The organism is Pedobacter sp. GQ55 (assembly GCF_059758925.1).
Window position 1 is genome coordinate 1 of sequence record NZ_JCAXEI010000021.1, and the last position, 20390, is coordinate 20390.

Consider the following 20390-nt stretch of genomic DNA (forward strand, 5'->3'; position numbering starts at 1 on the left):
GCGCAAAAGTACAAACTCAAATTGATTCTACAAACTCAGATTCACATATATTTTATATTAAATTAATATGGGGAATACAATAACACTTAATCCGTTGAACTACAACTTTATGATTTTTATTATATTTACTTTTAAGCTTGTGAAATTGGGGAGCTTTAAAGGTAAGTATCGGTAATTATGATTTAAAATACATCAATAACCTTTTTGGTATGTCCTATGACACCTTTTTGGCGGAGAGTGGGGGAATTGTACCCCGGGTTAAAATCTCGCTTTAATATGGTGTCGAAGGTATTCGCGATTGGCGACTCTTTTGGTTGAAGAGGTTTGGTAGTCTATACCAAAAGATGTTTAATTTATGAACTAGCTATACGTGAACTAGTTATGATGTATTCGATGAGGTGTTTTTTCCTGAAATCTACGCGCCGTATCACGCACTTTTTTGACTGGAGTCGATGCTTAATCAGGGATTATTAGTCACCAGTCTGTGGGAAAAAATCTCTCTGAAATTGTTTTCTTTAATCTTAATACTTTTTTTAGCGCTTTATTGGAATTCATATACCAACTGATTATCGGGCGCTTTTTACTGCGGCATGCGAGGATGCAAAAGTGAAAATGACTAATTTCATAACAGAAAATTAACATCTGGCGCAGTATTTTTGTGCCGTTACTGATGTTGCATAATGGAGACAAGAAATATCGATCAGCACATAGAGGACTGGGTAAATGGTAAGGAGATGGCTTTTAAGTTCGTCTTTGATCATTATTACCCTCGCTTGCTGGCGACTTCCGTAAGGCTTGTCGATAACCAGGAAGATGCCGAAGAAATGGTGATGAATGCTCTATTAAAGATTTGGCAGCACAAACATCGTATTGACGGTATTCAACACCTAAAGAAGTATCTGTTTGGCATATTGAGGCAGGAAGTCTCTGGCCTGGCCAGAAAAAAGGTACTGATTACTGAAGATATAGAGGATGTCCCCTTACAAAACCTCGGTACAATTGATCATCCTGAATTTTCATTAAAAGACTTACAGCTCCATTACCATATTGCGCTTGGCAAACTGACCCCGAAGCAGCGGGAGATTTTCCTTTTGAGCCGAGACCGTGAAATGAGCCAGCAGGAAATAGCGAACAAGACCGACTTGTCGGTCAATACAGTCAATAACCATATTTCCGCTTCCCTGAAAATCATCCGTAAAGAAATGCAGGATTATCCTGACCTCATCGTTTTTATCCTGATTTCCGGCGCAACAACTAGCGCTTTTTTAGTCAATTAGAAAAATAATTTTAATTTATTAATTGTCAGTAGTTTAACGTTAATTTCTTGCTGTAAACCTCGTTTTTTAAGTTAACGCAATATTAAATCAGGTTTAAGTTTCTGATTTGTATAGTTGCTCTTTTAACTTTTTACATTCCTGTATATAGGAGGCATTGTTAAAGCTCCTTAGAAACATGAAGATAGAACGCCCTTCACGGGAAGCATTAATCAGGTATTACAGGAGACAATGTTTGCCGCAGGAAGAAAGATTGGTTGCGCTTTACTTGTCGATGGATATAGACCACGACTACACGGAAGCCTGTTTACAGGAAGCCTGGAATGATCTTAATGAGGAGCCACCAAAGATTCTTAATGTGGATCAGCAAAAGGCAGCATGGGTAAGGTTCCAGTTCAGAAAAGGAAATGTTACACAGCTCCCTGCCAAAAGAACTTTCAGGTGGTATGGCTATGCGGCCAGTATCACCTTATTTTTAATAGGTACACTGACAATGGTCTACCTTAAAACTGCCCGAACGGATAATGTCAGTTTCGAGCATTTTACGGCGGCGATGGGCAAACGCCAGGAAATACGGTTGAAGGACAGCAGTACTGTTATACTATTCCCCGGATCTACACTGGAGGTACCTGATAATTTTAACGGCAAGGACAGAAACCTGGTCCTCAAAGGCCGAGCTTTTTTTCAGGTGGCGCACAATATCAGTAAGCCTTTCTTAGTAAAATCAGGACAGTTAACCACAAAGGTATTGGGGACAAGCTTTGAAGTGAACGCGACAGGTGCGGCCAATACCATAACCCTGCGTACCGGAAAGGTTGGTGTCAGCTATTCGGGTAAAGAAGTAGCCCGTTTAGTTCCAAATCAGCGCATCACCTACAACATCCAAATAAATAAGTTTAAAATCGAAGAAGTAGATGCAGCCCAGGCTATGTTATGGGTGGATGGCGAACTAAGCTATGATCTTGTGCCCCTGGCTTCGATCTGTCGCGACATGGAAAGATGGTATAACGTGAAAATCACGATCAAAAACCCTGATCTGCTGAATAAGAGGGTCACCACCAGTTTTAAAGATTTACCGGTCAACAACGTACTGGATATGCTGTCGCTAACAACCGGGTTATCCTATACGGTCAAAGGAAATCAGATTACTATTAATTAAAGGAAAGGAAAAATGAACTGACGTATATAAAAAAACCATCCTGCTTCAACAGGATGGCTAAAAATCAACTGATTAAATCAGTCAATATATTTTAACTAAAAATCCGGGATTAAGGCCCCATCGAATTTTAAATGCAAATGAAACAATTTCTATCTGAAAAAAGAAAGAAAGGCTTATTTAAACACATTCAAATTAAAGCCCTACTTATATTTTTACTATTATACACTCAAACTCTGCCGGCACAGGTATTAGACAAAAAGATCAGCTTGCCTGCCGGAACAATCACAGGTTTAAAGATTGTTGCCGTCATTAAGGAACAAATACCTGCTGTCCGGTTTACTTTTGATGAGACGGTTAGTACCAAACTGGCCGGAGAAGTTAAAGTAGCGGTAGCCCAACAGAATGTAAAGAAAATCCTTGATTTACTAAAATCGACTTTTGGGATCAGTTTTAAAAATACTGGTAACTACATCATTTTAAGCTTGCCGGCAACTCCACATGCCCCAAACGCAGCAGCCGGTCAAGGCCCCGGCACAATTAAAGGCCGCATCGTTGAATTTGAAACCTCAGACCCCCTGCCTGGCGCCTCTGTTTACATAGTGGAACTAAAAAAAGGTTCACAGTCGAACCGCGACGGTTACTATACGTTTACGGATGTTCCTGCTGGTAAATACACCTTACAGGTATCTTATATCAGCTACACAACCAAAAAAATAAGTATAACGGTTCAGGCGGGAAAAGATGCTACTTATGATGCAAAACTGCAGGGGGCCAATGAATTAAACGAGGTGGTGGTTCGTGCCGTTGCCAAGATCCGCAGGCCAGTAGCCCACACTTCCGAACGGCAGCTCCTTACTGAACTCAAAAATCTTCACGTGGTGGCTTCGGGCATTTCTTCCGAGCAGATCAGTAAGAGTGCCGATCGCAATGCCGCCCAGGTAGTGCAGCGTGTATCCGGAGTGAGCGTTGTGGACGATAAGTTCGTGGTTGTTCGGGGATTGAACCCACGCTACAATTTAACTTATCTAAACGATAACGTGGCACCAAGCACCGAGGTCAACAACCGTAACTTTGCGCTCGACCTGCTTCCCAGTCGTATCATCGACAAGATCATCATTTACAAATCCCCAGCACCCGAAAACCAGGCCGATGCTACCGGAGGGGTGATAAAAATCTACACCAAGGATGCTAAAGCGGTAAAACATTTCGATGTAGAGTTCCAACTCGGTGTGCGCCCGGGCTCGTCCTTTAATAATGACTTTCTTGCCTATAATGGTGGTAAGACGGATTTTCTGGGCTTCGATGATGGCACACGGAAGCTCCCCTCAGTGCTTCCCGGTTACGGGAGCCTGCTCCTGGCCGACCTGAAGCCTTCGGAGTACGCCAAAGCTTTTAACTCCACCTTATATTACGGCAAAAAAACGGCCTTACCCAATATGCAGGCCACGGCTAACTACTACAATGCTTTTCGCGTGTTCGAAAAAACGCTTTCTTCCCTTACTTCCTTTAGCTATAAAAACGAGAACCAGAAATATGACCTGTACAGGCAGGAAGGATCGCGCTGGCGTAGCGTAGGATCAACGGATAGGACAGGTACCGACGATAGGAATACAAATACCGCGCAACTTAACCTCTTACAAAACTTTACCTTTTCCTTTAATGAGCATAATAAGCTCTACTTTAAGAATTTCCTTTTACAGCAGGGCCTCGATGCTACCGTGGTGCGCACCAGCAAGCCCACCTGGCAGGATGCACAAAACGCGGACATGAACAAGGATATCACGCTGTCGTACAACCAACGTTTCCTGTATGCAGGCAATTTTGGTGGAGACCATACGATCGATAAGGATAACACCCACCACCTGCAGTGGAATGCCGGTTATATGTACAGTCAACAGGAAACACCCGACCAGCGGGTCATACGCCTTAGGGGAATTGTGCCGGAATATGCCATGGGAGATGCCGATATACAATGGTGGGGGCGGGGGTACAATCCCTCTTCCTCCGAGGACCTGAACACCGTACCTTTATCGCTGGGCATTGTTTCCCGCCTGTGGTCGCGTAATGATGAAGGTGTTTATAACGGCGCATTAGACTATACTTATAAGCCTATGCCATGGACGGTGGTAAAGGTCGGATCCTTCCAGCAATGGAAAAAACGTACGCTTTCCCGTCGCATCTATACCATGCACGAAGGAAATGTGAATCCCGCAAGTTTTGCTCTGGGTGCTATTGACCAGGGTCACTATGTGGATGCCAACCTGACCCGCTTCCGGGAGGGGCAATTGTCTGAGTTGTGGAACAGCAATTACCTGAATGATGACTATACCGGCCTCTATATGGTAGACCGTACTATGGGCAGCGACATGTACGTAGGTACAGAGCAAAACAATGCAGGCTATCTGGCACTGACCCTGTCTCCTTATCCGTGGATCGAAGTACACGGTGGGGTACGCTACGAGTACAATCGCCAAAAAATAGGTGCTGCCATTCCATCAGAAAGCAGTCTGAGTTCCCCGATTAGTCAGCCCATCCTTACTGATCATATCGATAGTGAATGGTTACCCTCTGTCAACGTATCGTTTAAGCCCTCAAATCAATGGATCCTCCGGGCAGCCTATGGCAAGACTGTCAACCGTACAGAGTTCCGTGAAGTATCGCCTTTCCGGGAACTGGATTTCGAAAATAATGTTCAGCTGGCCGGTAATCCGAATTTAATATCAGCCAAAGCGCAAAACTACGATCTCCGACTTGAATTTTATCCCAATACCGATAAAGGAGATGCGATTAGTGTAGGGGCATTTTATAAAGAAATAACCGATCCTATCGAACGCGTCAACGTTTCTAACCGGGTGGTCGGCATGTTTCCTTCCATCTCCTATAGCAATGCCAGCTCTGCTACTTTGAGAGGCCTGGAAGTGGAGCTGCGCAAAACACTGGATTTCATCCCCCTTGATTTGTTCCGTAACCTATCGGTGGTTGCCAACGGATCCGTTATTCGCAGTAAAGTGAAGTACGTGGGTCTGGATGCAACCTCCGTCATCATCGGCGAACGCGCATTGCAGGGGCAGGCGCCTTACCTGCTCAATGCCGGCCTGTATTATGACAACGCAGGTTGGGGTACAAAAATAGCCGGAATTTACAGCTATGTGGCAGAAAACATCTCGGCTGTTGGCTTAGCAGAGCGTTCTAATCCTTTGGTCATTGGTTCTGAAAATCGCGGCAGTCTTATCGAGTTGCCACGCCACCTGATCGATTTTTCCGCCACACAGCGTATCGGTAACGGCCTGCAATTGAAGTTGACTGTACAGAACCTGTTGGACCAGAAAATAGAAATAGCCGAAGATTTTAACCGTACCAACAAATATGAACCGCTCAGGCAATTGCCTGAGGTGCAGGGAGAATTTACGAAAGAAGAAGGTGACAATATTGCTTCCTCGTATCGCCCGGGACGCTATTTTAACCTCTCGCTTTCTTATTCATTCTAATGAATTGAACAATCAAAATGATAAAGCAAATGAACAATAAAATCATATACCTGATCGCAGCCGGGTTGTTATGGCTGCTACCATCCTGTAAAGAGTCCGACGATTTTTACCGCGTGCTCGATACACAGCCGGAGATTGCTGCCAATTACAATTCCGTATACATGGTAGGCGATACGCTGATCCTCAAAGGACGGTTCAATCCCGAAAATAACCTCAAAATTACCGTTGGCGGAATAATGGCAGATGCGCTGGAAACAACGACCGAAGCTGTAACGAACAACCAGCATGGGTTGGTGTTAGACGTGGTCAAAATACGCATTACCGAAGCTATGGGAATAGGTGAAGACCGCCCTATAAACATTACCTCTGCTGGTTTTACAATTACAGCCCCAGCCATCGAGATTGTGGGGGATGCCAATGTATCCATCCTGGACAAACAACTGCAATTGATTAAAGTCGCCGATATACCCAGCGGAGCCATACCTGTCTATTGCCGCAGTGGAAAGGGGAACGTTTATGCCTGGAACAACAACAGAAAAGTGCTGTTCAAAATAGCTGTTGCCGATGGCAGTTTAACAGAAATATCCCTGGAAAGCAAACTGACTGATGTCCGGGGCGCTTTCACGCTAGCTGAATTCAATGCTGGTGCGGTAAGCCCCGACGAGCGGTATTTTTATTTCTCTGCCAAAGTGAACGAAACGGATCAGGACAGGACACAGGAACTCTACAAGCTTTGCCGCCTCGATTTGCAGAGCGGCGATTTGACCACTCTTAACCGTACGGAATATTCGCTATTGAGAAGCCGTCGTACCCTGGCTGCCGCACAGCCTTTTGAAGGACCGGTAAATGGAGTGAGAATCTTTAAAATAACCGCCATATACCCTGATGCCGAAGGTAATATCTACTGCAACCTGATGGGTAATTTTCTGACTAAGTTAACTAAAGACGGTACTTATACCTACGTGCTAAACTTCAGAGAGTTTGGAGGTGGAAGCACCTTACCCAATACCGAAGCCAATTTCATTCCACTGATCAATGACGCAGGTTCAGGCGAGTACTATTCTTCAGTGCGGATACACCAGGTGTATCCAGGCATGAAAATAAATTATGGGATGAGCTACCTGGATACAGAAGCAATGATGCTCTACACTAAACAACAGGCCGGTAGCTCCACGCTCCGCTTAACAGATCTGGTTACCCTTATACAGACTGGCGAATACACCAGCAACCACCAGGCCAGCGGCGAGATGACTTATGCTACCGCCACGTTAAAAAGGTTCAACGGCGGTCTAGTCTCTAATGTTGATCCCCTGCCATTGAACGGCAAGCTGCTGGGCCTTTACTTTCCTACCACTGAAAGCAGGGGTATTATCACCGGGGGTACCCTCTGCGAAATCGATTTTGAAAACCAAAAGGCAACACGGTACGCCCCGAAAGAACTGCTTTTTAAAGGCTTTACCTTCACAGAAGGGGTAGACGGAGACAGCTTGCTTGGCTACGACGCGGAAGGGATGTTGTACATGACCGCCAATAATAGGAGTGTAATCGTAAAAACTGCTTATATACCATGATAAAGAAAATGAATTCAGTCATAAAACTACCTTTTGCCTGCACCCTACTGAGTATGATCTCCGTCTTGTTCACCGCCTGCGAAGAAAACCTGGACAATGCGCTGCCTGCAGACGGAAATGTCGCCTACGTCAATTTTGTGAATGCGGGCGAAGTGTTTTTATACGGTTTAAACGATACTTTGTATCGCGACAACCGGTTATACATCACCGATTCTGTTAACAATGCACCTTTCGACAAGTATAACGGGAAGGTGAGTTATCCTGCGGTGTTCAACTATGAAGCCAAACTGGATATCCGCCAGTATCCCCAATCCTTTACAGGCGTACCGGGAGTAGTAGATAATAGCGCACATGCGGATGTTTATTGGCTACCGGTACATGCTGGTGATTACCGCTTTATTTTTACTTCTCGCGACCGCACCTACCTACGTATCACCAACAGAACGCTTGCCAGGCAAACCTACCAGGTGCAGTATCTGGTGGAAAGTCCGAATACAGATTCTTCTTATGAGCTGGTGAGCGTACCTATTGAACGGAAAGACCGGATAGAAGGAAAAGTAACGGTGCAATTTGTGAACCTGTCGCCCGATGCCGGTCCTGTAGAAGCCTATCGTGTGGATGCGGCCGGGAACGAAATAATCACCGCTACGAGTGCTCCGCTGGCCTTCGGGCAATATGCCAGTGTGGAGCTCACCATGACAGGTACTGAAACCACCCGCAACGATATCCTGATCCGCTTCCGCCGTCCAGGTGGTGAAGACCTACAGGCAGTCTCGGTTCCGGCCAGCAATGGTGCTGTCTTTACGGTGCTGCTCAGAGGGTTTGAACAGGAAACTATGCGGTGGGTAAAGAAAAACAATGAAGCTTCCGTTAGTGTGACGGTGTTACCAGACCTGCGCTGTTCCGTTAGACGCGTATTTTATTAACGAATAACAAAAATTACAAACAAATTAATTTAATGTATGACCATCATGAAAAAACTATTGCTATTAACCTTTAGCCTGTGCCTGACACTTTTTGCACAAGGACAAACAAAGGTAACTACTACTGCCGGTAAACTAAGGGCCGATCTGATCACTGCGGTAGGCGGCGAAGATAATTTGAGTACCATTACCAGCCTGAAAATCAACGGCACGTTGAATGCCCAGGATTTTACAGACATAAAAAGCGGTGGTCCCTCCGCCCGCATAAATAAGGCCACTTTGGCCAGCGTTGATCTGAGCGGCGTTACCGCAGTCGAAAACAAGGAAATACCGGCTGATGCTTTTTATCAATTCACGGGATTAAAAAGTATAACTTTTCCTGCTGGCGGTGTAATCACCACAATTGGCCAGAATGCTTTTGGCACAGGTGGTGCAAACGCGGGATTGTTGAGCATAGTTATACCAGAAGGGGTGACGACCCTAAAAAACAGCGCCTTCAATGGGCAAAATAATGTGACCAGTCTTCAATTACCCTCCACCCTCAAAACAATTGACGGCTCAGCATTTCGTGATTTCAAAGGGCTGCAAGGATTGACATTGCCCGAAGGCCTGACCTATATTGGCGCACAGGCTTTTTATGGAATGAACACTGATGTCAATCCCACTGAAATTACCATCCCCTCAACGGTAGAATACATCGGAGAACAGGCCTTTGCATTGGCACTTTACAACAATAAAGTAACGTTCGCTTCACCCCGCAATGGTAAACCCCTTGCGATCGGTGGCGGAGCTTTCCGGTCCAATTTCTATTACACAACTAGTCCTGTGACTTTTGAATTTCCGGAGAATACCACTGTATTCAGCCTGGTTGAAGGAGACGGTATATTCAACCAGATGTTCAGGTCAAATATTGCGTTGAAAGAAGTAAAAAACTTGCCATCTGGAATTAAAGAAATCACCAATTTTGCTTTTAGCGGCACTGCTATTGAAAGTTTTGTAGTGCCCGAGGGTGTGACTCTTGTAGGGGCATCATCTTTCCGTGATGCAGCCAGCCTTAAAAGTATCGTGCTGCCAAACAGTGTGACGAGCATCGGCAATTTTGCATTTTCAGGTACGCCGGCGCTTACTTCCGTGAAATTGGGTAACGGCGTTCAGTCTATCGGCACCTCTGCTTTCTCTGGCGCATCTGCTGTGGAAAATCTGGAGCTTCCGGCAACGGTAACGGCCATCGGCGAAAATGCTTTCCTAAACATGAGCGGCCTGAAAGCGCTGGTTGTAAACAATCCAGACCCAATCATCTTTTCTACGCAGAAGAATGTGTTTAATGGCATCAATAAAGAAACTTGTATTCTGTATGTGCCTGCAGGAAAGGTGAATGCATATAAGGATTTTGATTTGTGGAATACGTTTGCCAATATCAAGGAAATCGGCTCAAATGCAGCCGGACAAACCCTTTCCAATTTCAATGACATCACCGTTTCTGTAGGCGGGGTAGTAGAGCTCAACGTCACAGCAAGCAGCGGCCTGCCCGTTACTTACACCATAACCGACGCAACTATAGCTACATTAAATGGTAACAAGCTTACTATCCTTAAAGAAGGTGAGACTATGGTAACTGCCAGACAAGCAGGTGATAATATCAACTTTAGCGCTGTGGAAAAAACAGTGAAGCTGTTCGTGGTCAACTACAATTGGATGGAAGAAGTTGCCATCACTGTTGAAGGTAGTACCGCCCGCGTGGCAGGGCCTGCAAATTCACTGGCAAAATTCAGCAAGTTCTATGTTAATGATACTGAAGTGCCCTTCACTGATGGTAAGGCCGATTTAACGGAAAAAACCGGTGAACTGAGCCTCAAAGCAACCACAGCAGATGGATTGGAAGTGATCAAGGTTAAAATAAACAGACAATAGTTATTTTAAAGCACAGCATTAAAAGCAAAAAATAAACGATATAAACATGAAAAAAATATTTTCAATGAATACTAGTCTAAGAACCATTGTTATGGTACTGGGCTTTATAGCCGTCTTTTCGGCCTGCAAAAAGAAAGAGATAGATCCAGTGGAACTGACACTGGGCAAAACTGATGTTGAGGTTTTCGCTGGAGAAGAGGTGAGTGTACAGATCAAAACCGGTAATGGTGGATACAGCGTTTCTTCTTCTGCGGAAGCAGTTGCAGGTGCAGTAGCTATCGATCAGAGGTTGAACATTTCAGGTAAGGTCAAAGGCCAAACGACTGTTACGGTGAAAGATCAGAAAGGCAAAACAGTTTCGATAAAAGTGATCGTAAAATCGGCCATCGTAGACGGCAGTATTCCACGCTTCAAATGGAACAATACCATCGAACTGGAGAAAGCCAACGGATGGAGCACTACCGGCCTTACCGACCGTGTGGCCATAACTAATCTTTCTGAAAAGAAGCAGCTTGTATTGTTATGGAGCGGTGGCTACAATGTGGGTGACAAAACGGAGCCCAAACTGCGCATCGTGGAAAGTGGCAAAACAACGGAAGAAATCGCCCTGACATCACTGGAAGTACAGAGAGCAGAGAATAACAGCTATTCAATCATCTTCAATAAGGACAGTCAGCAAGGTATACTCGTCTTCAGGAAATAAATGGGAGGTATCCCATACCGCGGGAGGGGTTTTAACCCAATGATAAAAACAGGTTGCAAATCACTGATTTGCAACCTGTTTTTGCATTTCTATAAATATAGAATTCTTATTGAATAGAGGATTCCAAGATCACCCTACTAGATAACTTTTTAGAGTAGTTACATCATAACTAATTAGTTAACTTTGGTGGCACTAATGATCAGGGTCTTAAATGTTGTTTTGAAAATGGTGGAGAGGGGTCAATTAAAATGGTTTGTCCACCTGGCGGATGCGCTTGATTTTCGGCAACAATGTGCCGCCCGATTTACGACCTTTCAGGTCGGCTATTTTTTTTTGGATTTCTCATGGCTATATGAATTTGATAGCCAAAGGTGGAAAGCTTGAAAGTTAGGCTTCCGTAAACTCTATGTTAGGGTGTGACGAAATAATATCAACTACAATCTCATAAAAGGTGGGGCCGTCTCCTTTCTCCAAGCTGGCTAATTTTTCTTCTATCAACCGGGCGTTAAATACAGAGGGGGTTTTAAGTTTTTCATGGTAATAGGTTTGCGTTGCTTCTAAACCTAAAGATGCTTTACTCTGCTCTATATTCTTCCAAACCAACTGGACACATTCATTCTGCTTTATTTCCCCAAACCCGCCATACATTAAGTCATTTAATGCATCAAGACTGTGCCCTATTTTCCAATCTTCGTTTAGCATAAGTACACGATTGATTTCTGCGTAAAATGAAGAGATATCATGAATGTACTTCCCTTCAAGGCATATGGTTTTTTTCATGTGTAAAAGCATTTTGCCATACTTCTAATAATTCAGTATATTAAAATCGCATACAAGTTGCGAACCGCTTGTGACTTTAGCAAATTTATCATCAACAGCTTTGTGTTTCTAAAAAAATCTGAAGTAATTATGAAGTGGATAAACCACGCCAAGCTGATCCTCCTTTGCTAATTTTGCATTGACCCCCATTGGCACTAATGATCAGGATATTAGATGTTGTTTTGAAAATGGTGGAGAAGGGGGGCAATTAAAATGGTTTGTCCAGATAGGCAGCTGAACTAAATATATGGGGACAAAGACTTCATTGGACAAGCCGGTGGTGGTGCATTTCACCAAGGCATCATTCTTATCTGCACATAAAATAATCCCTACATGGGGATTAAGTCAAACGATGTCAAGAAACCTATAGGCTATTTGTTTTAAGGTTATATCTTTCATCCTCTTCGGCTATAGTATAAAGAAGACTTTTAGATTTGGACAACACAACCTTAGATTTGGAAAACTAGATCATTTCCATTCTAACCAACTTTGCTTCATAATCAAATACAAAGAATATGAATACAAATAAGGTATGGTTCATCACTGGTGCTTCCAAAGGATTGGGATTAGCACTGGTACAAAAATTATTAGCAAATAACTATCGGGTAGCTGCGACATCCAGAACAATTAACACTCTGAAACAGAATATTCCAAATTTTTCTGATTCTCTTATTTACCCTGGGTATTTTAGAACTGATTTTCTCTCTGGGGACTCGATTAAGACACCTCAATCTCCAATTGGAGAATATGAAAACGCTAGACAGGTTGAACAAGCACATTTAAATGAAATAAACGGAAATCAGCCTAACGATCCCGAAAAATCGGCAGAGGTAATAATTCAATTAAGTAGAGAAGAAAAACCTCCAGTACATTTTTTTATGGGAGAAGATGCTTATAGCCTCGCAAAACAAAAAATAGCATCCTTACAAAAAGCTTTGGATGCATTTAAAGAATTAACCTGCTCAACTGGATATAAAAGTAAAATAACGATTTAAACAAATAGAAATATGAAGTTATCAGGAAAAGTAGCCCTTATCACGGGCGCATCAAGTGGAATCGGTGAAGGTGTTGCAAGAGCCCTTGCACTGAAAGGAGTAAAATTAGGCCTTGCTGCCAGAAGAACAGACAAATTGCAACATGTTTTGACTGAAATACAGAAGCAAGGTGGAGAAGCCTGTATAATTGAAATGGATGTTACTGACAAAGAAAGCGTTACAGAAGGAGTCGCTAAATTAAAAGAGCAGTTCGGATCAATTGATATTTTGGTTAACAATGCGGGGATCATGCCGGTGTCCGATATCGATGCTTTTAAAATCGATGAGTGGGAAAAAATGGTAGATGTAAATATCAAGGGTGTTTTAAATGTTACCGCTTCAGTATTGCCTGAGTTGATTCAGCAAAAGTCTGGGCATATTATTAATTTATCGTCTATTGCGGGGCGTAAATTGTTCAAAGGTTTGTCGGTATATTGTGGAACAAAATTTTTTGTAGCTGCATTTTCTGATATTATGCGAATGGAGGTGGGAAAAAAACATAATGTTCGCGTCACAAGCATTCAACCCGGAGCTGTTGCAACAAATCTTTATGATCAAATAACGGATACCGTATATAAAGAAGGAATGGAAAACTTGCGTGATCAAATGACTTTCCTTTCACCAAACGATATTGCAGATAGTATGATTTATGTTTTGGAAGCCCCAGATCATGTTGATGTTTCCGAATTATTTATTTTACCAACTGATCAAGAGTGGTAAACATTTTGAATAAAACTTTTTTAAATTTACGGTTATGAAAATCAATCAGCAATTTAATTCCATTAATGACTTTCATAAGTTTAGTAATCTACCTAAGCCTGAGCATCCATTGATCAGTTTGATTGACTATAGTCTTGTACATTATCCTGATGAATACAGTTACATCAAATGGGTTCAAAATTTTTATTCTATAGGATTAAAACGTAATGTGAGTAAAAAATTTAATTATGGTCAACAATCTTATGATTTTGAAGAAGGGGTTTTGTCTTTGGTGGCACCTCAACAAGTTATCCATATAGAGATTGATCAAAATGCCGAAGCTGATCCTTCGGGATGGTTGTTGTTGATTCATCCCGATTTTCTATGGAACACTCCATTGGCAAAAAAAATGAAAAAGTATGAGTTTTTTGGATATGCTGTAAACGAAGCTCTTTTTCTTTCGCAAAAAGAAGAAAATATGATGGTTGATATTTTTAAAAATATTCAGCTAGAGTATCAATCTAACATTGATAAGTTTACTCAAAGTATCATTGTAGCTCAGATTGAATTGTTGCTGAATTATACTGAACGTTTTTATGAACGACAATTCATTACCCGTCAAATTACCAACCATAAAGTTTTGAGCCAATTAGAGGAACTGTTGAATGATTATTTTAATTCAGAAGAGTTGATTAACAAAAGCATCCCTAGTGTAATGGAGGTAGCGAATCAGTTAAATGTTACGCCAAATTACCTTAGCAGTTTACTGAAAATAATAACTGGACAAAGTACGCAGCAACACATTCATAATAGGCTGATTGAAAAGGCAAAGGAAAGGTTATCAACTACTGATCTTTCTGTCAGTGAGATTGCTTATGAATTAGGGTTTGAATATCCAGCATCATTCAATAAATTATTCAAGAAGAAAGTGAATTTGTCGCCTTTAGAATTTAGAAGTACATTTAATTGACATAATAGTAATGGTCTGGATACCCTAATCCACCTTTGGTGTGTCCATAAAAAACACAACCAAATACCTTTAAAAATACGCAACTCGTCCAACTGTTTTTTTGATTCCCACAGATATTGCAACAAAAGCTGTATGAATTATTCAACAAATAGGCGGAATTAGAACACTGAAAAGTGCGTGCAAAAGAATTATAAACAGTAAAGCCCAACATTGTTGGGCTTTAAATTACTCAGCGGGGATTCGGATTACCCATTGCAACATCTACAGGAACTTTTCAGAATAATAAGGGAAATTTACAAGAATAGGAAGCATATTGAAGATAATAAGAAATGGCGAGAAGGAAAGTAGCTAGAGAAATTCCTGTTTCTGATCTGTAATCGATGTTTTAGATCTTTTTTAAGACTATATTATATAGTAGAGGATTCCAAGATTACTCTACTAGGTAATTTTTTAGAGTGGTTACCTCATAACTAATTAGTTAACTTTGGTGAAACCCACAAAATTCAACGAAGTTGCTGGGCTGGATAAACCACGCCAAGCCGATCCCCTTTCGCCAATTTTGCATTGACCCCCATTGGTTCTTCTCCACTTTTGTTGGTGAAACCTAATCTCCGATAGTACGTATCAAAATATCTTGTTTTGCGAGTGATCCAAGAGACGTCATCGGGTGCTCTGCATCAGCATTCCGATAAGAAGGAATTTTTACTATTAGTTCGTTCCCCATTGATGCAGATCATCAATAATCTTTAACAATTCTTCTCCTTTTTTTGTAGCGGTGTAATTTGTCTGTTGAGGTGTTGTATTTTCAACTGTTGCTTTATCTACAAGCTTATCTATCACTAATTCTGACAGTCTTTTACCGAGTATCTGATCCGAAAGAGATGGAAAAGCTTTTTTTAATAAACTGAATTGACGAGTTCCATGTTTTATACTGTGTAAGATTTGCATCTTCCATCTTGGACTGATATTCCTTAATATTTCATTTACCTCACAGGAATTAGACAGTACCTCAATATTACATGCGTTTGTGGTACCCAATTTTAATTTACTTGCCATGATTATAGTGTTATGTCAACTCACTTTAGGGTGAGTTATTGTGGCTATTTTCTGCATTATCTATGTTTGTACAAAAATAATTAATATGAAAATAAATATAATAAAAACAATCTCCTTTTATTTCACAGTTATACTATTGGTGTTTAATGCCATTAGTTCAAATGCGCAAAACAGACCGAAGCAACCGGTTTTTGTGCTGGTACACGGCGCTTGGCATGGTGGCTGGTGCTGGCAGGGGGTAAGTGAAAAACTTCGTGCTGAAGGTGATCTGGTCTATACACCTACATTGAGCGGACTAGGAGAAAATAAGAACAAATTGGATAGTACAATTGATTTAAATACCCACATTCAGGATATTGTGAGTCTGATTGTAAAGGAAGACCTTCATCACGTGATTCTTGTTGGACACAGCTATGGTGGGGTAGTAATTACCGGTGTTGCAGACCAAATTCCAGAACGATTGGAAAAGCTGATATACCTTGATGCCTTACTGGTTGAAAACGGCCAGAGCGCATTTTCGGTGAACCCCATGGCAAGTCAGGACATCTTCAAGAAAACAGCTATGGATTATGATAGAGGCCTGAGTATACCCGCGCCTTCAAGTACCTGGTTTGGCGTAAAGGACAGCAGTGCTGTTAAATGGACAAATGATCGTTTAAGCAGTCATCCTTATAAGACATTTACCCAAACTGTAAGTTTAAAGCATCCCTATGGTAATTACTTACCCCTGATTTATATCGCCTGTACGAACCCGGAATTACCTGTACTTGAGCAGTTTGCGGAAAAAACGAGAAAGAGCAAAGCCTGGAAGTACTATGAACTTAAAACTGGTCATGACGCCATGATTACTATGCCCACTGAACTTGCAACGCTGTTATCATCATTTAAATAATAATAGAGGAAATACCTACTGAATTCAGTTTGCTTTCTGCGGTGTTGTTAGTGGTTGGAAGTTTGACGAAAATTTATAAACTGAACAGGTAGCAGATTTAAAGCGTCTAGTGTTATTTAAATGCGGATTTACATTGCCTGGAACGTAATATTACCTTAGTAGAGAATTCCTGAAGCCTCTACTAAGGTATCTTTAGTGAGCGTTAATTAAAAAAAAACGCCCCATAATTAACTTATGAGACGGTTTCATTGATGAATATATTATCAAATTCCGGCGTTATTATTTTCCTATTTTCGTTAACAATATCGCCACAGAATCTGGTTTTGCTAAGAATGCAGAGTGGCTGGTGTTTAATTGATATACTTTTTTTACGTTGCCGGATGCGATCATTTTGTCTTGCAGATCTGGTGAAACCACGTGATCCTGTAAGGTTTTGATATAAACTTTTTCGACAGAACCAAAATTGGCAGCAGTCAGTGTCACCGGTGTAATAAATGGAATGGCTGGTTCGGGACGATAATTTTTTAAAACAAGGTTTTGAACCTGAGGGGAACCATCCTGGATAAAGATGTTTACAATTTGATCTTGTGCTACCTCGAGGGTTCCGTTAGCATCGTTTTGCGTAAGTATTTTTTGTCCGTTAACTGAACCACCAAGGCTTGATCCTGCGTCGGTACCGGCCAGGTCAAACAGTGATTGTCCGGAGGTTGGTAAGTAAGCAGCAAGATAAACAAGCTTTTCGATCTTCGAAGGATTTTGCTCGGCAACGGCCGAAATGATCATACCACCCAGGCTATGGCCTACCAGGATAACTTTGCCGTTTACTTTTGATAAAGCATCAGCCACTTTGTCCCTGTAAAGATTTAAAGTAATTGTTGAAGGAACAGAGTTGTCGCTGCCGTGGCCCGGAAGTTCTACAACGGTCACATTGTTGCCTTCATTGATCAAGCTTGTTTTTACAGCGTCCCACACATAAGGGGCCTGCCATGCGCCGTGTACCAGTACATAATTTTTTGGAGCAGGAACGGGTTTCATGTCATCGGTATTTTTTGAGCAAGATGAAAACATAATAGTAGCAGTAGCTACAGAAAGTAAGGTTAATATAATTTTTTTCATGATCTGAGACGCCTAATTGTTTAGGACATCACAAACATCCAGATATAACATTTGGATAAGTTTAACCCAGGTTAAAATCGAAAATCCCCTAAAAATTTTTTTAAAGGATTTTTGCAAGCCTGAAACCTGGGAGCGAGGTAAGTTAATGAGCCTACTTGCCAACCATCCTTTTACGGATGCGGCTTAGTGAAGGCCCCTGGATCCCCAAATAAGATGCAATATGGTAACCGGGTACCGAATTGAAAATATTTGGGTGTTTTTCCATCATTTCCCGGTAACGGTCCTCTGGGGTCTTAAATAAAAACCCTTCTGTATTGGTCATCACCTCATGAAAAGCCGTTTCGGCGACGATCCTTCCAAAGCGTTCCCACTGGTGCGATTGCCCATAAAGCTCATTGAGGTGATCGATATGGATATACAGGATAAGCGAATCTACCATGGCCTCGGTATAATATTCGCAGGCGGTCTGGCTCATAAAACTTTTATAGGATGCCACAAACTGGCGATCGGTAAAAAACAGCATGTTCTTTTCCTCACCGGTCTCACTATTTACCCGGTAGATCCTGAACACGCCATTGATCACAAAACCCAGGTGCTTGCAGACATTTTTATATTCGTTATAAAACTCCCCCTTTTTATATTGTTTCACTTTCCAGTGGGGCAGGGACAATTCAAATGCTTCCGGCTTCATACCGGCAGATCCCAAAACCGTGCGTAATAAATCTATTTCTGTTGTATGCTCTGACATGCCCTAAAATTATAGATTTTAAATGCATAGAATACTAACATACGGTATAGTGATGGGGGTAACATTATTGTTGATTAACAGACGCAAACATTAAAGCAACTAAATGCCTTTTCAAAATTTTAGTTCATTTTTCGATATTAACCTAGGTTAAACTTATTGCTGCGACATCTCCCGATGTTTGTATTGTCCTAAACAATTAGGCTTTAAACAAGATGAAAACAACAATATTAATGATGGTAATGAGTGTACTAGGTTTTACTGCTCAGGCCCAAAAAGCAAACAACCAAAATTCTAAAACCATAGTGCTTGTGCACGGTGCATGGTCGGATGCATCTTCCTGGGACGCAGTAATCCCTCTGCTAAAAGCCGGGGATGAAGAAGTGATCAATGTTAACCTTGCAGGTCACGGGAAAGACAGCAGCTCATTTGCAGGCATTACTTTCAAAACCTATGTTGACCAGGTAAAGGCAGCCGTCGGAACCCGTACCAATGTGATTTTGGTAGGACACAGTTTCGCTGGCCTTGTGATCAGCCAGGTAGCGGAAGAGATTCCAGCCCAGGTTAAAGGACTAATCTTTCTTGCAGCAGCCTTGCCACATAATGGCGATAGCCTTTTATCCCTGGCAAAACAAGATCCTGCTTCCCATATCGGTAAATCCCTAACCATTGACCAGGAGCACGGTGCAGCAATAATCGCAAAAGATGCCGTAGCAGATATTTTTGCCGCAGATGCGCCTGCGCAGGTTCAGCAGTACCTCGCTGCCCATATTAAAGCCGAACCGTTAGCCCCACTTGCCACACCGGTACACTTGACCGATAAAAATTTCGGAAGCATCAGAAAGGTATATATCCATACTGCTAACGATAACGCGATCAGCTATCCCGCGCAGCAATACATGGTAAAGATGGGCAAAGTGGCAAAGGTATACACCCTTCAAAGCAGCCATACCCCATTCATTTCCACGCCGGATAAATTGGCCGATATCTTAATTGCCGAAAGCCGATAATAGCCCCCTTAATATCCAACTATAAATTCTTTATATCACAACACGAAAAAAAAATGTCACAAAATTTAAATAAAAGTAACACCATGCTTACTCATGAAACCGTTCCTACTGCCTTTATCGATGTTAAAGGTATCAAATTCGCTTACCGCTCATTTGGACAGCCAGAAGGCATACCAATTGTATTTTTGCAACACTTTACCGGTACTTTAGATAACTGGGATCCTGCCCTTACCAATGAATTGGCAAAAACACATCCGCTCATCTTATTTGATAACAAAGGTGTTGGTAGCAGCGAAGGCGAAACTCCTGCTACAGTAGCAGAAATGGCAAATGATGCCTATGATTTTATCAATGCAGTGGGTATGGGAAAAATACATCTGCTTGGCTTCTCACTGGGCGGTTTTATTGCCCAAAACCTGGCAGAAAGATATCCTGAACTGGTAGATAAAGTAATTTTGGCGGGCACTGGGCCTAAGGGCAGTGAAGGGATAAACGAAATTGTAAACGTGGTCACCGCAGGCATGTCGGATGGCCCGGCCAAGGTGCTGAGAAATATATTTTTCACCAAAACAGATAACGGTATTGAGGCTGGGGAGCAGTTTCTAGAAAGGTTGCAATTAAGGAAAGAGAACCGCGATACTCCAACATCTGGAGCAACTGTAAATGCGCAGGCAACAGCCATCATTACCTACGGACATGAGAGAGATCCGGAGTACCAGCAATTGCGTAATATAAAACAACCTGTTCTGATTGTAAACGGCACAAACGATTTAATCGTGCCCTCTATCAATTCGTTCACCTTATCACAATACCTGATCAATTCAAAACTCATTCTATGGAGTGATTCAGGCCATGGTGCACTCTTTCAGTATAGTCAGGACTTTGTGAAAGCAACCAATGCTTTTTTGGCCGCTGAACAAAAGAAGTAATTCAATTATAGTCCAACAAAGATCTAAAAGAAATCTATATGCATTTGCCACATAGATTTCTTTTGATTGTTTAAATCCTTGAATAAACCAA

Annotated in this window: 17 protein-coding genes; 13 read left to right on the forward strand and 4 right to left on the reverse strand. The window is 42.0% G+C overall.

The window, feature by feature from the left end; translation table 11 throughout:
• The first annotated feature begins 680 nt into the window (after positions 1-680).
• The 7 genes from AC6CH7_RS26260 (at position 681) to AC6CH7_RS26290 (ending at position 11029) form a co-directional block, all read left to right on the forward strand.
• Positions 681-1277: a sigma-70 family RNA polymerase sigma factor gene (locus tag AC6CH7_RS26260; RefSeq protein WP_498265527.1), complete on the forward strand. Its 597-nt coding sequence runs from the start codon at positions 681-683 to the stop codon at positions 1275-1277.
• A 175-nt stretch (positions 1278-1452) separates the two neighbouring features.
• Entirely contained in the window at positions 1453-2433 is a 981-nt protein-coding gene (locus AC6CH7_RS26265; RefSeq protein ID WP_498265528.1) for a FecR family protein, read from the forward strand.
• Between the two features lie 137 nt (positions 2434-2570).
• Complete coding sequence (locus tag AC6CH7_RS26270) at positions 2571-5921, forward strand: TonB-dependent receptor (RefSeq protein ID WP_498265529.1); 3351 nt, start codon at positions 2571-2573, stop codon at positions 5919-5921.
• A 29-nt stretch (positions 5922-5950) separates the two neighbouring features.
• A complete protein-coding gene (locus AC6CH7_RS26275; RefSeq protein ID WP_498265530.1) occupies positions 5951-7492 on the forward strand; it encodes a hypothetical protein in 1542 nt (513 codons plus the stop codon).
• Positions 7489-8418, forward strand: coding sequence for a hypothetical protein (locus AC6CH7_RS26280; RefSeq protein ID WP_498265531.1), 930 nt, complete (start codon positions 7489-7491; stop codon positions 8416-8418). The genes AC6CH7_RS26275 and AC6CH7_RS26280 overlap by 4 nt, the downstream gene beginning before the upstream one ends.
• A gap of 45 nt (positions 8419-8463) precedes the next feature.
• On the forward strand, positions 8464-10326 hold the full coding sequence (locus tag AC6CH7_RS26285) for a leucine-rich repeat domain-containing protein (protein WP_498265532.1): 1863 nt from the start codon (positions 8464-8466) through the stop codon (positions 10324-10326).
• A gap of 64 nt (positions 10327-10390) precedes the next feature.
• A complete protein-coding gene (locus tag AC6CH7_RS26290; RefSeq protein ID WP_498265533.1) occupies positions 10391-11029 on the forward strand; it encodes a hypothetical protein in 639 nt (212 codons plus the stop codon).
• 387 nt (positions 11030-11416) lie between these two features.
• On the opposite strand, the gene AC6CH7_RS26295 is transcribed toward AC6CH7_RS26290, so the two are convergent.
• Complete coding sequence (locus tag AC6CH7_RS26295) at positions 11417-11809, reverse strand: barstar family protein (RefSeq protein WP_498265534.1); 393 nt, start codon at positions 11807-11809, stop codon at positions 11417-11419.
• A gap of 554 nt (positions 11810-12363) precedes the next feature.
• Here AC6CH7_RS26295 and AC6CH7_RS26300 point away from each other — a divergent pair.
• The 3 genes from AC6CH7_RS26300 to AC6CH7_RS26310 are packed head-to-tail and all read left to right on the forward strand — an operon-like array spanning position 12364 to position 14551.
• The gene (locus AC6CH7_RS26300) at positions 12364-12843 is read left to right on the forward strand and encodes an SDR family NAD(P)-dependent oxidoreductase (RefSeq protein WP_498265535.1); all 480 of its coding nucleotides are present in this window, start codon (positions 12364-12366) and stop codon (positions 12841-12843) included.
• Positions 12844-12855: 12 nt separating this feature from the next.
• Positions 12856-13602: an SDR family oxidoreductase gene (locus tag AC6CH7_RS26305; RefSeq protein ID WP_498265536.1), complete on the forward strand. Its 747-nt coding sequence runs from the start codon at positions 12856-12858 to the stop codon at positions 13600-13602.
• Between the two features lie 34 nt (positions 13603-13636).
• Positions 13637-14551, forward strand: a complete 915-nt coding sequence (locus tag AC6CH7_RS26310; RefSeq protein ID WP_498265537.1) for a helix-turn-helix domain-containing protein — start codon at positions 13637-13639, stop codon at positions 14549-14551.
• Between the two features lie 708 nt (positions 14552-15259).
• Here the strand turns inward: AC6CH7_RS26310 and AC6CH7_RS26315 are convergent.
• On the reverse strand, positions 15260-15607 hold the full coding sequence (locus tag AC6CH7_RS26315; RefSeq protein ID WP_498265538.1) for a winged helix-turn-helix transcriptional regulator: 348 nt from the start codon (positions 15605-15607) through the stop codon (positions 15260-15262).
• Between the two features lie 85 nt (positions 15608-15692).
• Between AC6CH7_RS26315 and AC6CH7_RS26320 the strand changes: the two genes are divergently transcribed.
• Entirely contained in the window at positions 15693-16499 is an 807-nt protein-coding gene (locus tag AC6CH7_RS26320; protein WP_498265539.1) for an alpha/beta hydrolase, read from the forward strand.
• Positions 16500-16778: 279 nt separating this feature from the next.
• Here the strand turns inward: AC6CH7_RS26320 and AC6CH7_RS26325 are convergent, their stop codons facing one another.
• Positions 16779-17615 carry an alpha/beta fold hydrolase gene (locus AC6CH7_RS26325; protein ID WP_498265540.1) on the reverse strand — a complete coding sequence of 279 codons (837 nt, stop codon included), beginning with the start codon at positions 17613-17615 and terminating at the stop codon, positions 16779-16781.
• A gap of 151 nt (positions 17616-17766) precedes the next feature.
• A complete protein-coding gene (locus AC6CH7_RS26330; protein WP_498265541.1) occupies positions 17767-18363 on the reverse strand; it encodes a Crp/Fnr family transcriptional regulator in 597 nt (198 codons plus the stop codon).
• Positions 18364-18575: 212 nt separating this feature from the next.
• On the opposite strand from AC6CH7_RS26330, the gene AC6CH7_RS26335 reads away from it, so the two are divergent.
• Together AC6CH7_RS26335 and AC6CH7_RS26340 are read left to right on the forward strand one after the other, a co-directional pair.
• A complete protein-coding gene (locus AC6CH7_RS26335; protein ID WP_498265542.1) occupies positions 18576-19370 on the forward strand; it encodes an alpha/beta fold hydrolase in 795 nt (264 codons plus the stop codon).
• A 53-nt stretch (positions 19371-19423) separates the two neighbouring features.
• Positions 19424-20299 (forward strand): alpha/beta fold hydrolase, encoded by an 876-nt coding sequence (locus AC6CH7_RS26340; RefSeq protein ID WP_498265543.1) that lies wholly within the window; start codon positions 19424-19426, stop codon positions 20297-20299.
• The last annotated feature ends 91 nt before the right edge of the window (positions 20300-20390 follow it).

Coding starts and splice junctions, on each gene's coding strand:
- AC6CH7_RS26305 (WP_498265536.1), top strand. CDS start 12,856: ATGAAGTTATCAGGAAAAGTAGCCCTTATCACGGGCGCATCAAGTGGA.
- AC6CH7_RS26335 (WP_498265542.1), top strand. CDS start 18,576: ATGAAAACAACAATATTAATGATGGTAATGAGTGTACTAGGTTTTACT.
- AC6CH7_RS26315 (WP_498265538.1), bottom strand. CDS start 15,607: ATGGCAAGTAAATTAAAATTGGGTACCACAAACGCATGTAATATTGAG.
- AC6CH7_RS26290 (WP_498265533.1), top strand. CDS start 10,391: ATGAATACTAGTCTAAGAACCATTGTTATGGTACTGGGCTTTATAGCC.
- AC6CH7_RS26265 (WP_498265528.1), top strand. CDS start 1,453: ATGAAGATAGAACGCCCTTCACGGGAAGCATTAATCAGGTATTACAGG.
- AC6CH7_RS26325 (WP_498265540.1), bottom strand. CDS start 17,615: ATGAAAAAAATTATATTAACCTTACTTTCTGTAGCTACTGCTACTATT.
- AC6CH7_RS26275 (WP_498265530.1), top strand. CDS start 5,951: ATGAACAATAAAATCATATACCTGATCGCAGCCGGGTTGTTATGGCTG.
- AC6CH7_RS26280 (WP_498265531.1), top strand. CDS start 7,489: ATGATAAAGAAAATGAATTCAGTCATAAAACTACCTTTTGCCTGCACC.
- AC6CH7_RS26340 (WP_498265543.1), top strand. CDS start 19,424: ATGTCACAAAATTTAAATAAAAGTAACACCATGCTTACTCATGAAACC.
- AC6CH7_RS26270 (WP_498265529.1), top strand. CDS start 2,571: ATGAAACAATTTCTATCTGAAAAAAGAAAGAAAGGCTTATTTAAACAC.
- AC6CH7_RS26300 (WP_498265535.1), top strand. CDS start 12,364: ATGAATACAAATAAGGTATGGTTCATCACTGGTGCTTCCAAAGGATTG.
- AC6CH7_RS26295 (WP_498265534.1), bottom strand. CDS start 11,809: ATGAAAAAAACCATATGCCTTGAAGGGAAGTACATTCATGATATCTCT.
- AC6CH7_RS26330 (WP_498265541.1), bottom strand. CDS start 18,363: ATGTCAGAGCATACAACAGAAATAGATTTATTACGCACGGTTTTGGGA.
- AC6CH7_RS26320 (WP_498265539.1), top strand. CDS start 15,693: ATGAAAATAAATATAATAAAAACAATCTCCTTTTATTTCACAGTTATA.
- AC6CH7_RS26310 (WP_498265537.1), top strand. CDS start 13,637: ATGAAAATCAATCAGCAATTTAATTCCATTAATGACTTTCATAAGTTT.
- AC6CH7_RS26285 (WP_498265532.1), top strand. CDS start 8,464: ATGAAAAAACTATTGCTATTAACCTTTAGCCTGTGCCTGACACTTTTT.
- AC6CH7_RS26260 (WP_498265527.1), top strand. CDS start 681: ATGGAGACAAGAAATATCGATCAGCACATAGAGGACTGGGTAAATGGT.